Source organism: Streptomyces sp. NPDC006134 (assembly GCF_040628835.1).
Classification (GTDB): Bacteria; Actinomycetota; Actinomycetes; order Streptomycetales; family Streptomycetaceae; genus Streptomyces.
In genome coordinates, this window is record NZ_JBEXTV010000035.1 from 27,920 (window position 1) to 42,232 (window position 14,313).

A 14,313-nucleotide genomic window follows, 5' to 3' on the forward strand; every position below is an offset into this window, starting at 1 on the left:
CCCTGCGGTCCGTTCCGGTTCCCGGCACCTGCCCCCAGGTGCCGGGAACCGGCGTTTTCGCCGGCCTTTCACCGGCCTTTTCAGGCGGATGCCGCAGCCCGTGCCCAGTGACAGGCCACCCGGGGCCCGTCGTTCCCCGCCGGTTCGCCGTCCTCCGCCGACAGGCCCGGGTCCCGCGTACGGCAGTGCTCGGCCACGCCCGCCCGGTCCGCCTCGCCGGAGGCGAGGACGGGGCAGCGGGGGCGGAAACGGCAGCCGGTGGGGATGCGGGAGGGGTCCGGAGGTTCGCCGGACAGCACCACCGGATCTCCGGGGGCCTCCGGGAGGACCGAGAGGAGGGCCCGGGTGTAGGGGTGCCGGGGAGCCGTCAGGACCTGTTCGACCGGGCCCGTCTCCACGATGCGGCCCAGGTACATCACCGCCACCCGGTCGGCGATGTTCCAGGCCAGGCCCAGGTCGTGCGTCACCACCAGCGCCGCCAGGCCCAGTTCGTCCCGCAGCCGCAGCAGCAGCGCCAGGATCTCCCCCCGCACGGAGGCGTCCAGGGAGGCCACCGGCTCGTCGGCGACGAGGAGTTCGGGCTCCAGGACCAGCGCGCCCGCGATCACCACACGCTGGCGCTGGCCGCCGGACAGCTCGTGCGGGTAGCGCAGGAAGAAGCGCTCGGGCGGGCGCAGGCCCGCGCGGGACAGGGCCCCGGCGACCGCCGCCCGCTCGTCGCCGCGGTGGCCGTGGATCCGCAGCCCCTCGGCCACCGCGTCGTACACCGTGTGCCGCGGGTTCAGCGAGCCGCTCGGGTCCTGGAGGACGAGCTGGGCCCGCCTGCGGTACGCCTTCAGGGCGCGCGAGGTGTACTCCAGCGGCCGTCCGGCGAAGCCGACCCGTCCCGCCGTCGGCTTCACCAGGCCCAGCAGCGCACGCGCCAGCGTCGTCTTGCCGCAGCCCGACTCGCCGACCAGCGCCACGATCTCACCGGGCCGGATGTCGAGGTCGACGCCGTCCACCGCCCGCGCGGGCGCGTCGCCGCGGCGGCCGGGATACGTCACGTGCAGGCCCCGGGCGCCGAGCAGCGGTGCGGGGGTCGTCATGAGGCGCTCCCGGTGTTCGTCGGGTTCTGGGCCGGCGCGGCGCCCGCCACGTGCACGCAGGCCGCCCGCCGGCCCGCTCCCGCCTCCCGCAGCACCTGGTCCCGCGTACCGCAGCTCTCCAGCGCCACCGGGCAGCGCGGGTGGAACGCGCAGCCGGACGGCAGCGCGGCGGGGTCGGGCGGGTCACCGGGCAGGCCGCGCGGGGCGAGGCGGGAGGCCGGGTCGCCGATGCGCGGGAACGCGGCCGACAGCGCCCCGGCATAGGGGTGCCGGGCGTCCTCGTACACCGCCCGGGCGGGTCCCTCCTCGACCACCCGGCCCGCGTACATCACCGCCAGCCGGTCGCAGGTGTCGGCGAGGACCGCCAGATCGTGGCTGATCATGATCAGGCCGAGGTCCCGCTCGGCGACCGACCGCTCGATCAGCCGCAGGATCTGCGCCTGGACCATCACGTCCAGCGCGGTGGTCGGCTCGTCCGCGACGATCAGCCGCGGATCGCAGGCCAGCGCCATCGCGATCATCACGCGCTGTCGCTGCCCGCCGGACAGCTCGTGCGGGTACGCCGACGCCCGCGCCGCCGGCAGCCCCACCCGCTCCAGCAGCTCGCCCGCCCTCCGGCGCGCGGCGGCGGCGGTCGCCCGGCGGTGCAGCAGGACCGGTTCGGCGATCTGGTCGCCGACCCGGTGGACGGGGTTCAGCGCGTGCATCGCCCCCTGGAAGACGATCGAGGCGCCGGCCCAGCGGACCGCCCGCACCCGGCCCCACTTCATCGTCAGCACGTCCTCGCCGTCCAGCAGGATCCGCCCGCCGACCTGCGTCCCGGGCGGCAGCAGCCGCAGCAGCGCCAGCGCCAGCGTGGACTTGCCGCAGCCCGACTCGCCCGCGACGCCCAGCTTCCGCCCGGCCTCCAGCCGCAGGTCCACGCCCCGCACGGCGGCCACCCCGCCCGGATACGTCACCTCCAGGCCCTCGACCTCCAGCAGCGTCAACGGGCCACCCCCAGCCTCGGGTTGAGAACGGACTCCACCGCGCGCCCGCACAGGGTGAACGCCAGGGCCACCGCCGCGATGGCGATGCCGGGCGGCACCAGGTACCACCAGTCGCCGGAGCTGACCGCGCCCGCCTCCCGCGCGTCCTGGAGCAGCCCGCCCCAGGACACCACCGTCGGATCGCCGAGCCCGAGGAAGGCCAGCGTCGCCTCGGCCAGGATGGAGGCGGACACCATCAGGGTGGTCTGCGCCAGCACCAGCGGCATCACGTTCGGCAGCACGTGCCGGGTCATGATGTGCCCGTGCCCGCCGCCGAGCGCCCTGGCGCGTTCGATGTACGGCCGCGACTCCACCGCCAGCGTCTGGGCCCGCACCAGCCGGGCCGTGGTCGGCCACGTCGTCACGCCGATCGCCAGGATCACCGTGCCCAGCGAGCGGGACATCACCGTGGCGAGCGCGATGGCGAGCACCAGCGTCGGCATCACCAGGAACCAGTCGGTGACCCGCATGACCACGGTCGCGTACGCCCCCCGGAAGTGCCCGGCGGTGATGCCGACCACCGCGCCGATCGCCACCGACAGCACCGCCGCGAGCAGCCCGACCAGCAGCGAGACCCGCGAGCCCCACACCACCAGCCCCAGCACGTCGCGCCCGAACCGGTCCGTCCCGAGGGGGAACTCCCCGCTCGGGCTCTCCAGCGGCCGGCCCGGCGCGTCCGTCACGCCGGACACGTCGGAACCGACCGTCAGCGGTGCGGTCAGCGCCACCAGCGCGCACAGGACGAGCGCGGCCAGGCCCACGAGCCCGGCGCGGTGGGTGCGGTACTGCCGCCAGAAGCGCGCGGCGGCCCGGCGGCGGCGCTGCCAGGCGAGCCGGCGCGGCGAGGAGGGCGCCACCGGAGCGGCCGTCATCGGCCCACCCGGGGGTCGAACAGCGGATAGACCAGGTCGGCCAGCGTGTTCATGAGGATCACCGCCGAGGCGAAGAAGAGGAACAGGCCCTGGACCAGGGGCAGATCGGGCACGCTCAGGGCCTGGTAGAACAGGCCGCCCAGGCCGGGCCAGGAGAACACCGTCTCGACGAGGATCACTCCCGCCACCGTCCGGCCCAGGTTGACGAAGACCAGCGTCACGGTCGGCAGCAGCGCGTTCGGCACGGCGTGCCGGCGCCGCACCAGGTCGTCCCGGAGCCCCTTGGCGCGGGCGGTCGTCAGGTAGTCGCTGCCCATCTCGTCCAGCAGCGCGGAACGGGTGACCAGCAGCGTCTGCCCGTACTCGACCGCGACCAGGGTGAGCACCGGCAGGATCAGGTGGTGGGCGACGTCGAGGACGTACGCGAGGCCCTCCTCGCCGCCCGACTCCATGCCGCCGGTCGGGAACAGGCCGGGGACCGGGCCGGCCCCGACCGAGAACACGATGATGAGCAGCAGGCCCAGCCAGAAGGAGGGGACGGAGTACAGGGTCAGCGCCAGGCCCGTGTTCAGCCGGTCCCCGAGCCGGCCGTGCCGCCAGGCGGACCGGGTGCCCAGGACGATGCCGAGCAGGGTGTACAGCACGAACGCGGTGCCGGTGAGCAGCAGGGTGTTCGGGAGGGCCTCGGCGATCTTCTCGGTGACCGGCGCCCGGAACTGGTACGAGGTGCCCAGGTCCCCGGTGAGCGCCTTGCCGCAGTAGTCCGTGAACTGCCGCCACAGGGGCAGATCGAGCCCGAACTCCCGCCGGTAGGCGGCCAGCTGCTCGGCCGAGACCGGGCGCCCGCCGGTCATCGTCTTGACCGGGTCGCCCGGGATCAGCCGGAACAGGAAGAAGCCGGTGACGAGGACGGCGGCCAGGGAGACCAGGGCGCCGCCCGCCTTCTGGGCCCCGTAGCGCAGGTAGGCGGCGGCCGTGCGCGCCCGCGGCCCGCGGGGCGCCGGGGCGGTCTCGGCGGCCGGTACGGAGGGGGTGCCGGTGGTCATGGGCGGCCGCCCGCGCGGGGAACTGGTCGGTTCATCGGCTACTCGCGGTCCTCGGCCGTGGCCCGCCGCCGCATCACCAGGAATCCGCCGGCGCCCGCGAGCAGGACGAGGCCCACGACGATCCCGGTGACGACGGCCGCCGAGCCGGCCCCGTCCCCGGAGCCGCCGGAGTCGGCCGGGACCGCCGACCACCAGCTCCAGTAGCCGTCCTGGCCGTAGATGTTGCCCGCGGCCTTCGGCATCGTCTCGATGGAGGCGATCTGGTCGGTGCGGTAGGCCTCCACGGCGTTCGGGTACGCCATGACGTTCATGTACCCGAGGTCGTACAGCCGGGACTGGAGCTGTTTGACCAGGGCGGCCCGCTTGTCCGGGTCGTACTCGGCGAGCTGCCGGGCGTACAGGCCGTCGTACTTCTCGTCGCAGATGAAGTTGTCGGTGGCGCCGGTGTCCTCGGGGGTGGCGGGCAGGGCCGCGCAGGTGTGGATCGACAGCACGAAGTCCGGGTCCGGGTTGACGGACCAGCCGTCGAAGGCGAGGTCGTAGGTGCCCGCGAGCCAGGGGTCGCTGACGTTGTCCAGGCAGTCGAGCCGCACGCCGATGCCGAGCTCGCCCCACCACTCCTCCAGGTACTGGCCGACCGCCTTGTCGTTGGGGTCGGTGGCGTGGCACAGGAGGCGGTAGGTGATCGGCTTGCCGTCCTTGCCCAGGCGCCTGCCCTCGCCGTCCTTGCGGTAGCCGGCCTCGTCGAGCAGCCGCGCCGCCCTGGCCGGGTCGTGGGCCAGCTCCTGGTCCGGCGAGGGTTTCCAGAAGTAGCGCGAGAAGCGGGGCGGGATGTATCCGGCGCCCTCGACCGCGTGGCCCTGGAAGACCTTGTCGACGAGGGCCTTGCGGTCCACGGCCAGGAACAGCGCCTGCCGCACCCGCCGGTCGAGCAGGGACGGGTGGCCGTCGCCGAAGCGCTCCCCGTTCCTGGCGCGGGCGCCCGGGTTGACGGCGAGGGCGTAGAAGCGGCGGCCGGGCGCGTCGTTGACCTTGATGTTCTCCTGGCCCTTGAGGGAGTCGGCCTGGGCGGGCGTCAGGGAGGGCGAGCCGGCCACGAAGGAGACCTCTCCCTTGCGCAGGGCGGCCACCGCGGCGTCCTGGTCCTTGTAGTAGCGGAAGACCAGCTCGTCGAACTTGGGCGCCCCGCGCCAGAACCGGTCGTTGGCCTTCAGGCGCACGTAGCTGTCGGGCTTGTAGCCGGTGAGCACGAACGGGCCGCTGCCGACGACGGGGAAGTCCCCGGTGTTGTGGAACTTGGAGAGATCCCCGACCTTCTCCCACACGTGCTTGGGCACGATCGGCACGTCGAGGGCGGCCATCGTGGCCTGCGGCTTGTCCAGCCGGATGACCAGTTCGGTGGGGCTCGGGGCCGTCACCTTCTCGAAGTTGGCGACGAAGCTGCCGTTGGCGGTGCCCGCCGCCTCGTCGGTCATCATCGTGTTGAACGTCCAGGCCGCGTCCTCGGCGGTGATCCTGCGGCCGTCCGACCAGCGGGCGTCGGAGCGGATCGTGTAGGTCCAGGTGAGCTTGTCCGCGGACGGCTTCCACGCGGTGGCGAGCCCCGGGACCGCGCGGGCGTCCTCGGTGTCGTAACCGGTCAGGTACTCGTACATCAGCCGGTTGATGCTCGTGCTGACCAGGCGCGTCGCCAGGAACGGGTTCAGCGAGTCGACGCTCTGCGCGACCGCGACGGTGAGCACCTTCTTGTCGTCCTCGGCCCGGGCCTGCCCGGGGGGCAGGGCGGAGGTGAGGAGCAGGGCGGCGGCGCCGGCGGCGACGAGCCGGGGGAGGAAGCCCCCTCTGCCGTGCTGAACTGGTGTGCTCATATGTCCTGACCTCGCGTCATCGCTCGCACGCCGCTTGGGTTGATGAGTGTGTCTATCAGCGCGCTCTGCGCGCGTCAACGGTGCCTTGCCTCCCATGTGGCCTGCGAAAACAGGGGAGTTGGCGGCGTAGGGCAGTCAGTGGTCCAGACCGGTGAAGCGCCGCTGGTGACGGGCTGACGGCCCCGCCGTCCGGCGTGCGGGCCGGATGCCGCCGGACGGGGGACGGGTGCCCCGGACGGATGAGATGAATGAGTGCTATGCCCGTTGTCGGTGGATAGTGGCGGATGACGGATCAGCGTGTCGGGCAGCACAGAGGAGGCACTCCATGCGTGGAGCCATGCACGCCGGCCGCGCCGTGTGCGCGGCGGCGGTGGTCCTCGCCGCCACGGCCTGCGGAGGCGGGGGAACCGGCGGCGGTCCCGACGCGGTGCTCTCCTCCTCCTGGGGCGACCCGCCGAACCCGCTGGAGCCGGCCAACACCAACGAGGTGCAGGGCGGCAAGGTCCTCGACATGATCTTCCGCGGGCTGAAGCGGTACCACCCCGAGACCGGCGAGGCCGAGGACATGCTCGCCGAGAAGATCGAGACCACCGACTCGCGGAACTTCACCGTCACCGTCAAGGACGGCTGGACCTTCAGCAACGGCGAGAAGGTCACCGCCCGGTCCTTCGTCGACGCCTGGAACTACGGCGCGAGCCTGAAGAACAACCAGCGCAACGCCTACTTCTTCAGCTACATCGACGGTTACGACAAGGTGCACCCGGAGAGCGGCAGGCAGACCGCCGACACCCTCTCCGGCCTGAAGGTCACCGGCGAGCGCACCTTCACCGTCCGGCTGAACCAGAAGTTCTCCACCTTCCCCGAGACCCTGGGCTACCCCGCCTTCGCCCCCCTGCCCCGCCTCTTCTTCGACGACCACGACGCCTGGCTGAAGAAACCCGTCGGCAACGGCCCGTACCGGGTCGAGAACTACACCCGGGGCTCCCAGATGTCCCTGCGCACGTGGGAGCAGTACCCCGGCGACGACAAGGCGCGCAACGGCGGTGTCGACCTGAAGGTCTACACCGACAACAACACCGCCTACACCGACCTCATGGCCGGCAACCTGGACCTCGTCGACGACATCCCCGCCGCCCAGCTCAAGAACGTCGACACCGACCTCGGCGACCGGTACATCAACACCCCGGCCGGCATCATCCAGACCCTCGCCTTCCCCTTCTACGACCGGAACTGGAACAAGCCCGGCATGGAGAAGGTCCGCACGGGCCTGTCCCGGGCGATCGACCGGGAGCAGATCACCGAGACGATCTTCCACGGGACCCGCACCCCGGCCACCGACTGGACCTCACCCGTCCTCGGCGAGGACGGCGGCTTCCACAAGAGCCTGTGCGGGGACGCCTGCCGGTACGACCCCGACGAGGCCAAGCGGCTGATCGAGGAGGGCGGCGGGCTGCCCGGCGGCCAGGTGAAGATCACGTACAACGCCGACACCGGCTCCCACAAGCAGTGGGTGGACGCCGTGTGCAACTCCGTCAACAACGCCCTCGGCAACGACCGCGCCTGCGTCGGCAACCCGGTCGGCACCTTCGCCGACTTCCGCGGCCGGATCACCGACCGCAAGATGCCCGGCCCGTTCCGCGCCGGCTGGCAGATGGACTACCCGCTCATCCAGAACTTCCTCCAGCCGCTGTACTACACCAATGCCTCCTCCAACGACGGCAAGTGGTCGAACGGGAAGTTCGACGACCTCGTGGACCGGGCCAACGCCGAGTCCGACACCGCCAAGGCCGTCGGCCTGTTCCGGCAGGCCGAGGAGGTGGTCCGGGACAACATGGCCGCCATCCCCCTGTGGTACCAGAACGGCAGCGCCGGCTACTCCGAGCGCCTGTCCGGCGTGAAGCTCAACCCCTTCAGCGTCCCCGTCTACGACCAGATCACGGTCGGCTGAGGGGGCGCCATGGGACGGTACGTCGTCCGGCGGCTGCTCCAGATGATCCCGGTCTTCGTCGGGGCCACGCTGCTGATCTTCCTGATGGTCCACGTCATGGGCGACCCGATCGCCGGCCTGTGCGGCGAGCGCGCGTGCGACCCGGCCACCGCCGCCCGGCTGCGCCGGGAGTTCGGCCTCGACCAGCCCGTGTGGCAGCAGTACCTGACCTACATGGGCAACGTCCTCACCGGCGACTTCGGCACCGCCTTCAACGGCCAGCCGGTCACCGAGCTGATGGGGTCGGCGTTCCCGGTCACCATCCGGCTGACCCTCGTGGCGATCGTCCTGGAGGTCGTCATCGGCGTCACCCTCGGCGTCGTCACCGGCCTGCGCCGCGGCCGGCCCGTCGACACCACGGTGCTGCTGCTCACCCTCGTCGTCATCTCCGTCCCCACCTTCGTCACCGGCCTGCTGGTCCAGCTCCTGCTCGGCGTGAAGTGGGGCTGGATCAAACCGTCCGTCTCCCCCGAGGCCCCCGTCGACGAGCTGATCGTCCCCGGTCTGGTCCTCGCCTCCGTCTCCCTCGCCTACGTGACCCGGCTGACCCGCACCTCCATCGCCGAGAACCGGCGCTCCGACTACGTCCGCACGGCGATCGCCAAGGGCCTGCCGCGCCGCCGGGTCGTCGTCCGGCACCTGCTGCGCAACTCCCTCATCCCCGTCGTCACCTTCATCGGCACCGACGTGGGCGCCCTGATGGGCGGGGCGATCGTCACCGAGCGGATCTTCAACATCCACGGCGTCGGCTACCAGCTCTACCAGGGCATCCTCCGGCAGAACACCCAGACCGTCGTCGGCTTCGTCACCGTCCTGGTCCTGGTGTTCCTGGCCGCCAACCTCCTCGTCGACCTCCTGTACGCCGTACTCGACCCGAGGATCCGCTATGCCTGAGCAGCCCTACGAGCCCGAGCGCGCCGTCGCCGGCACCGGCATGGGCGGGCAGATGGACCTCGCCGTGAGCGAGGGCACCACGCTGGAGAAGACGCCGGGCGGCCCGGAGGGCACCGGCCCGGAGGGCAGGGCCCGCAGCCTGTGGTCCGACGCCTGGCACGACCTGCGCCGCAACCCCGTCTTCCTCGTCTCCGCGCTGGTGATCTGCTTCCTGGTCGTCATCTCCCTGTGGCCGTCCCTGATCGCCTCCGGCAACCCCCTCGCCTGCGACCTGGCCAAGGCCCAGGAGGGCTCCCAGCCCGGCCACCCCTTCGGCTTCAACGGCCAGGGCTGCGACGTCTACACCCGCACCGTCCACGGCGCCCGCACCTCCGTCACGGTCGGGGTGTGCGCCACGCTCGGCGTCGCCGTCCTCGGCAGCGTGCTCGGCGGGCTCGCCGGGTTCTTCGGCGGGGCGTGGGACGGGTTCCTCTCCCGGATCACCGACGTCTTCTTCGCGATCCCGGTCGTCCTCGGCGGCCTGGTCCTGCTGTCGATGGTGACCAGCAACAGCGTCTGGCCGGTCGTCGGGTTCATGGTGCTGCTGGGCTGGCCGCAGGTCTCCCGCATCGCCCGCGGCTCCGTCATCACCGTCAAGCACAACGACTACGTGCAGGCCGCCCGGGCGCTGGGCGCCTCCCCCTCCCGCCTGCTGCTGCGGCACATCGCGCCCAACGCCGTCGCCCCCGTCATCGTCGTGGCCACCATCGCGCTCGGCACCTACATCGCGCTGGAGGCGACCCTGTCCTACCTCGGCGTCGGCCTGAAACCCCCGAGCGTGTCCTGGGGCATCGACATCTCCGCCGCCTCCCCCTACGTCCGCAACGCCCCGCACGCCCTGCTGTGGCCCTCGGGCGCGCTGGCGGTCACCGTGCTGGCGTTCATCATGCTCGGCGACGCGGTGCGCGACGCCCTCGACCCGAAGCTGAGGTGAGCCGCCATGCTGCTGGACGTGCGTGACCTGCACGTGGAGTTCCACACCCGCGAGGGCGTCGCCCGGGCCGTCAACGGCGTGAGCTACCGCGTGGACGCCGGCGAGACCCTCGCCGTGCTCGGCGAGTCCGGCTCCGGCAAGTCCGTCACCGCCCAGGCGGTCATGGGCATCCTCGACATGCCGCCGGGCCGCATCACCCGCGGCGAGGTGCTGTTCGAGGGCCGGGACCTGCTCAAGCTCAAGGAGGACGAGCGGCGCAAGGTGCGCGGCGCCGAGATGGCGATGATCTTCCAGGACGCGCTGTCCTCCCTCAACCCGGTGCTCACCGTCGGCGACCAGCTCGCCGAGATGTTCACCGTGCACCGGGGCATGTCGCGGAAGGACGCGCGCGACCGGGCCGTCGAGCTGATGGACCGGGTGCGCATCCCGGCCGCCAGGGAGCGGGTGAAGCAGTACCCGCACCAGTTCTCCGGCGGCATGCGCCAGCGCATCATGATCGCCATGGCGCTGGCCCTGGAGCCGAAGCTGATCATCGCCGACGAGCCCACCACCGCCCTCGACGTCACCGTCCAGGCCCAGGTCATGGACCTGCTCGCGGAGCTGCAACGCGAGTACCACATGGGCCTCATCCTCATCACCCACGACCTGGGCGTGGTCGCGGACGTCGCCGACCGCATCGCCGTGATGTACGCGGGCCGGATCGTGGAGACGGCACCGGTGCACGCCCTGTACAAGGCGCCCGCCCACCCCTACACCCGTGGCCTGCTCGACTCCATCCCGCGCCTGGACCACAAGGGCCGCGAGCTGTACGCCATCAAGGGCCTGCCGCCCAGCCTCCTGCACATCCCCTCCGGCTGCCCCTTCCACCCCCGCTGCCCCATGGCCCAGGACGTGTGCCGCACCGACGTGCCCCCGCTGTACGAGGTGACCGAGGCGGAGGCCGGGCGGGGCAGCGCCTGCCACTTCTGGCGGGAGTGCCTGCATGGCTGAGCCGATCCTCCAGGTCCGCGGCCTGGTCAAGCACTACCCGCTCACCAGCGGCATCCTCTTCAAGAAGCAGGTCGGCGCGGTGAAGGCCGTCGACGGGGTGGACTTCGACCTCGCCCGGGGCGAGACCCTCGGCATCGTCGGCGAGTCCGGCTGCGGCAAGTCCACGGTCGCCCGGCTGCTGGTCAGCCTGGAGAAGCCGACGGCCGGCGAGATCCGCTACAAGGGCGAGGACGTCACCCGGCTCTCGGGCCGGGCCCTGAAGGCGGTCCGCCGCAACATCCAGATGGTCTTCCAGGACCCGTACACCTCCCTCAACCCCCGCATGACGGTCGGCGACATCATCGGCGAGGCGTACGACATCCACCCCGAGGCCGCGCCCAAGGGCGACCGGCGCCGCCGGGTGCGGGAACTCCTCGACGTCGTCGGCCTCAACCCCGAGTACGTCAACCGCTACCCGCACCAGTTCTCCGGCGGCCAGCGCCAGCGCATCGGCATCGCCCGCGGGCTCGCCCTGCGCCCCGAGATCATCGTCGCCGACGAGCCGGTCTCCGCCCTCGACGTGTCGGTGCAGGCCCAGGTGATCAACCTGATGGGGCGGCTCCAGGACGAGTTCGGCCTCTCCTACGTCTTCATCGCCCACGACCTGTCGATCGTGCGGCACATCTCCGACCGGGTCGGGGTGATGTACCTCGGGCGGATCGTGGAGACCGGCACCGACACGGAGATCTACGACCATCCGACCCACCCCTACACCCAGGCGCTGCTGTCCGCCGTGCCGGTGCCCGACCCCGAGGCGCGCGAGCACCGCGAGCGGATCATCCTCGCCGGCGACGTGCCCTCCCCGGCCAACATCCCCTCCGGCTGCCGCTTCCGCACCCGCTGCTGGAAGGCGCGCGAGCGCTGCGCCCTGGAGGTCCCCGCGCTCGCGGTCCCGGAGGCGTTCCGGCACACCACCACACCCGCCGCCCACGACTCGGCCTGCCACTTCGCGGAGGAGGCCGCGCCGGCCGGGCGCTCCGCACCGGGGGCGGCGCCGCCCGGGCAGGACGGCACCGCGCCCGGCTGAGGCGGACGGACGGCCGGGGCCGGGGACGCATGGCAACGGGCCGGGGCGACATGGCGCGCCCCGGCCCGTTCACGGCACCCGCACGGCCGTACGCGGTACAGCCTCCCGCGCCCCCATATCGGCACCGCTTCCGGGACGTTGCGGGCGCGTTAACGCGGTTCGGGTGCTTTTGCGGCGCTATGCCAGGGCCAGGGCCCGCTTGAGGAAGTCCACCTGGAGCAGCAGCAGGTTCTCCGCCACCTGTTCCTGCGGGGTCATGTGCGTCACCCCGGACAGCGGCAGCACCTCGTGCGGGCGGCCGGCGGCCAGCAGGGCGGAGGACAGGCGCAGGGAGTGGGCGAAGACCACGTTGTCGTCGGCCGTGCCGTGCACGATCATCAGCGGCCGGTGCGGCCCGGCGGGCGCGGCCAGCCCGTCGTCGGTGACCAGGGAACTGTGCGCGTACGGCGCCGGGTCCGCCGCCGGGTCGCCCAGGTACCGCTCGGTGTAGTGGGTGTCGTACAGCCGCCAGTCGGTCACCGGGGCGCCCGCGATGCCGGCGTGGAAGACGTCCGGGCGGCGCAGGACGGCGAGGGCGGCCAGGTAACCGCCGTAGGACCAGCCGCGGACGGCCACCCGTGACAGGTCGAGGGGGTGGGTCTTCGCGAGGTCCCGCAACGCCTCGATCTGGTCGTCGAGGCAGACGGTGAGGTCCCGGTGGATCGCCTTCTCCCACGCGGGCGAGCGCCCCGGGGTGCCGCGCCCGTCGGCGACGACCACCGCGAAGCCCTGGTCGGCGAACCACTGGGAGGTGAGGTGGGCGTTGTGCGCGGCCACCACCCGCTGCCCGTGCGGGCCACCGTAGGGGTCCATCAGGACCGGGAGGGGGGTGTCACCGGGGTAGTCCGTTGGCATAAGCACGGCGCACGGAATCCGACGTGCGCCCCCCTGAGTGAGCCGTACGCGCGGGGACAGACCGGGATCTTCGGCGTACGAGGCGATGACCGCCACGCGCTTCCCGTCCCGCAGGACCTCCACCCGGGCGCCCGGCCGGCCGAGCGTCGCGGACACCAGCACGGTCACACCCCCGGCGCGCACCGCCGAGTGCACGCCGGGCTCCCGCGACAGGCGCTCCACGCCCAGCTCGTTCACCCGGTACACGTGCACCTCGCCGGTCTCCGCCTCGGCCGCCTCCTCACCGGCGGACGCCGAGACCAGCACGTCGTCGTCGGAGACGTCCAGCACCGCCCTGACGTGCAGCTGCGCCCCGGTCAGCGGACGGTCGCCGACCGCCAGCACCCGCGCGCCGCCCTCGTCGGCGATCCGCACCAGCTGCCCGGACGGACTCCAGCAGGGCACCCCGGCGAAAAGTTCCAGCCAAATCGGATCCTCGTCGGCGTGGACCATCGGGGTCGTACCGGACTCGGGATCCACCGCCAGGAAGAGCTGGCCGCGCTGGTCGCGGGACTGCACGAGCAGCAGCGGCGCGCCCGCCGCCGACCAGTGCACGCGGGCCAGATAGGGGTAGCGGTCACGGTCCCAGACCACCTCGGTGCGCGCCCCGTCCAGGCCGGCCACGAAGAGCCGGACGTCCGCGTTGGGGGTGCCCGCCGCCGGATACGGCATGGGGTGCGGGTCACGATCCGGGTGGGCCGGGTCGGAGACCCACCACCGCCGCACGGGCGTGTCGTCCGCGCGCGCCACCAGCAGCCGGTCCGACTCCGGCGCCCACCAGAACCCCCGCGTCCGTCCCATCTCCTCGGCGGCGACGAACTCGGCCAGACCGTAGGTGACGCCCTCCGCCTCCGGCACGGCCAGCGCACGGTCGCCCTCTCCCTCGGCCCCCACGACCCGCAGGGCGCCCTGCGCGACGTACGCGACGTGCCGCCCGTCGGGGGAGGGGCGGGGGTCGATCACCGGCCCCGCGGCGGGCAGTTCGCGTGCCGTCCCGGCCCGCAGCTCGGCCGCGAAAAGCCGCCCCGACAAGGCGAAGGCGGCCAGCTCCACGGCCGCGTCGGTGGCGTAGCCGACGATGCCGGCGCCGCCCTCGCGGCTGCGCTCGCGCCGCGCCCGTTCCTCGGGTGACAGGTGCTCTTCGGCCCCGCCCAGCAGGGCGCGCGGGTCGGCCGCCACGCGCTCCCCGCCCTCCGCGAGGTCCAGGACCCACAGCGCGTTCGCCCGGTCGGTGCCGGAGGACGAGCGCAGGAACGCGACACGGGAACCGTCGGGTGCCACGGTGAACGAACGCGGCGCGCCGAGCGTGAACCGCTGGGTGCGGGCGTGCCGTCTGGGGAAGGAGTCAGCCTCGGTCGTCATGACCCGACCATATTGGCCATGCGCCCCCTTGTGCGGCCGTGCGCCGATCGATGCGCGCGTACGGATAGTTATGATCACTAGCGCACAGTGGGTATCAACTCGCTGCCCTCTGTGTGGACTTAGCGGTGTGGATTCATCCGCCCGACAGGTCCGACAGGTCCGACCGGTCCGTCCGTCCCGTAGTCCCGACACGGCCCGCCCGTGTC

The 14,313-nt window shown here is 72.6% G+C and carries 11 protein-coding genes; 5 read left to right on the forward strand and 6 right to left on the reverse strand.

Annotated elements, in window-relative coordinates; all coding sequences use genetic code 11:
• Positions 1 to 80 precede the first annotated feature (80 nt).
• From ABZ340_RS22615 to ABZ340_RS22635, 5 genes are read right to left on the reverse strand one after another with little or no spacing between them, the layout of a single operon-like run.
• On the reverse strand, positions 81 to 1,088 hold the full coding sequence (locus ABZ340_RS22615) for an ABC transporter ATP-binding protein (protein WP_358783607.1): 1,008 nt from the start codon (positions 1,086 to 1,088) through the stop codon (positions 81 to 83).
• Positions 1,085 to 2,077 (reverse strand): ABC transporter ATP-binding protein, encoded by a 993-nt coding sequence (locus tag ABZ340_RS22620; protein ID WP_358783608.1) that lies wholly within the window; start codon positions 2,075 to 2,077, stop codon positions 1,085 to 1,087. Before ABZ340_RS22620 ends, ABZ340_RS22615 begins: the two co-directional genes overlap by 4 nt.
• Complete coding sequence (locus ABZ340_RS22625) at positions 2,074 to 2,988, reverse strand: ABC transporter permease (RefSeq protein WP_358783609.1); 915 nt, start codon at positions 2,986 to 2,988, stop codon at positions 2,074 to 2,076. The genes ABZ340_RS22620 and ABZ340_RS22625 overlap by 4 nt, the downstream gene beginning before the upstream one ends.
• Complete coding sequence (locus ABZ340_RS22630) at positions 2,985 to 4,034, reverse strand: ABC transporter permease (RefSeq protein ID WP_358783610.1); 1,050 nt, start codon at positions 4,032 to 4,034, stop codon at positions 2,985 to 2,987. Before ABZ340_RS22630 ends, ABZ340_RS22625 begins: the two co-directional genes overlap by 4 nt.
• 38 nt (positions 4,035 to 4,072) lie before the next feature.
• Positions 4,073 to 5,902 carry an ABC transporter substrate-binding protein gene (locus ABZ340_RS22635; protein WP_358783611.1) on the reverse strand — a complete coding sequence of 610 codons (1,830 nt, stop codon included), beginning with the start codon at positions 5,900 to 5,902 and terminating at the stop codon, positions 4,073 to 4,075.
• A 325-nt stretch (positions 5,903 to 6,227) separates the two neighbouring features.
• On the opposite strand from ABZ340_RS22635, the gene ABZ340_RS22640 reads away from it, so the two are divergent.
• Genes ABZ340_RS22640 through ABZ340_RS22660 form a run of 5 tightly spaced genes read left to right on the forward strand, consistent with a single transcriptional unit; the run spans position 6,228 to position 11,812 of the window.
• Positions 6,228 to 7,850, forward strand: coding sequence for an ABC transporter substrate-binding protein (locus ABZ340_RS22640; protein WP_358783612.1), 1,623 nt, complete (start codon positions 6,228 to 6,230; stop codon positions 7,848 to 7,850).
• Positions 7,851 to 7,859: 9 nt separating this feature from the next.
• Entirely contained in the window at positions 7,860 to 8,783 is a 924-nt protein-coding gene (locus ABZ340_RS22645; RefSeq protein ID WP_358783613.1) for an ABC transporter permease, read from the forward strand.
• A complete protein-coding gene (locus tag ABZ340_RS22650) occupies positions 8,776 to 9,756 on the forward strand; it encodes an ABC transporter permease (RefSeq protein WP_358783614.1) in 981 nt (326 codons plus the stop codon). Before ABZ340_RS22645 ends, ABZ340_RS22650 begins: the two co-directional genes overlap by 8 nt.
• 6 nt (positions 9,757 to 9,762) lie before the next feature.
• On the forward strand, positions 9,763 to 10,746 hold the full coding sequence (locus tag ABZ340_RS22655) for an ABC transporter ATP-binding protein (RefSeq protein WP_358783615.1): 984 nt from the start codon (positions 9,763 to 9,765) through the stop codon (positions 10,744 to 10,746).
• Positions 10,739 to 11,812: a dipeptide ABC transporter ATP-binding protein gene (locus tag ABZ340_RS22660; RefSeq protein WP_358783616.1), complete on the forward strand. Its 1,074-nt coding sequence runs from the start codon at positions 10,739 to 10,741 to the stop codon at positions 11,810 to 11,812. Before ABZ340_RS22655 ends, ABZ340_RS22660 begins: the two co-directional genes overlap by 8 nt.
• A 177-nt stretch (positions 11,813 to 11,989) precedes the next feature.
• On the opposite strand, the gene ABZ340_RS22665 is transcribed toward ABZ340_RS22660, so the two are convergent.
• The gene (locus ABZ340_RS22665) at positions 11,990 to 14,107 is read right to left on the reverse strand and encodes a prolyl oligopeptidase family serine peptidase (RefSeq protein ID WP_358783617.1); all 2,118 of its coding nucleotides are present in this window, start codon (positions 14,105 to 14,107) and stop codon (positions 11,990 to 11,992) included.
• Between the last annotated feature and the right edge of the window lie 206 nt (positions 14,108 to 14,313).

Excerpts from the sequence above, each read along its gene's own strand:
- ABZ340_RS22615 (WP_358783607.1), bottom strand. The coding sequence starts at position 1,088 with ATGACGACCCCCGCACCGCTGCTCGGCGCCCGGGGCCTGCACGTGACG.
- ABZ340_RS22625 (WP_358783609.1), bottom strand. The coding sequence starts at position 2,988 with ATGACGGCCGCTCCGGTGGCGCCCTCCTCGCCGCGCCGGCTCGCCTGG.
- ABZ340_RS22630 (WP_358783610.1), bottom strand. The coding sequence starts at position 4,034 with ATGACCACCGGCACCCCCTCCGTACCGGCCGCCGAGACCGCCCCGGCG.
- ABZ340_RS22635 (WP_358783611.1), bottom strand. The coding sequence starts at position 5,902 with ATGAGCACACCAGTTCAGCACGGCAGAGGGGGCTTCCTCCCCCGGCTC.
- ABZ340_RS22640 (WP_358783612.1), top strand. The coding sequence starts at position 6,228 with ATGCGTGGAGCCATGCACGCCGGCCGCGCCGTGTGCGCGGCGGCGGTG.
- ABZ340_RS22645 (WP_358783613.1), top strand. The coding sequence starts at position 7,860 with ATGGGACGGTACGTCGTCCGGCGGCTGCTCCAGATGATCCCGGTCTTC.
- ABZ340_RS22650 (WP_358783614.1), top strand. The coding sequence starts at position 8,776 with ATGCCTGAGCAGCCCTACGAGCCCGAGCGCGCCGTCGCCGGCACCGGC.
- ABZ340_RS22655 (WP_358783615.1), top strand. The coding sequence starts at position 9,763 with ATGCTGCTGGACGTGCGTGACCTGCACGTGGAGTTCCACACCCGCGAG.
- ABZ340_RS22660 (WP_358783616.1), top strand. The coding sequence starts at position 10,739 with ATGGCTGAGCCGATCCTCCAGGTCCGCGGCCTGGTCAAGCACTACCCG.
- ABZ340_RS22665 (WP_358783617.1), bottom strand. The coding sequence starts at position 14,107 with ATGACGACCGAGGCTGACTCCTTCCCCAGACGGCACGCCCGCACCCAG.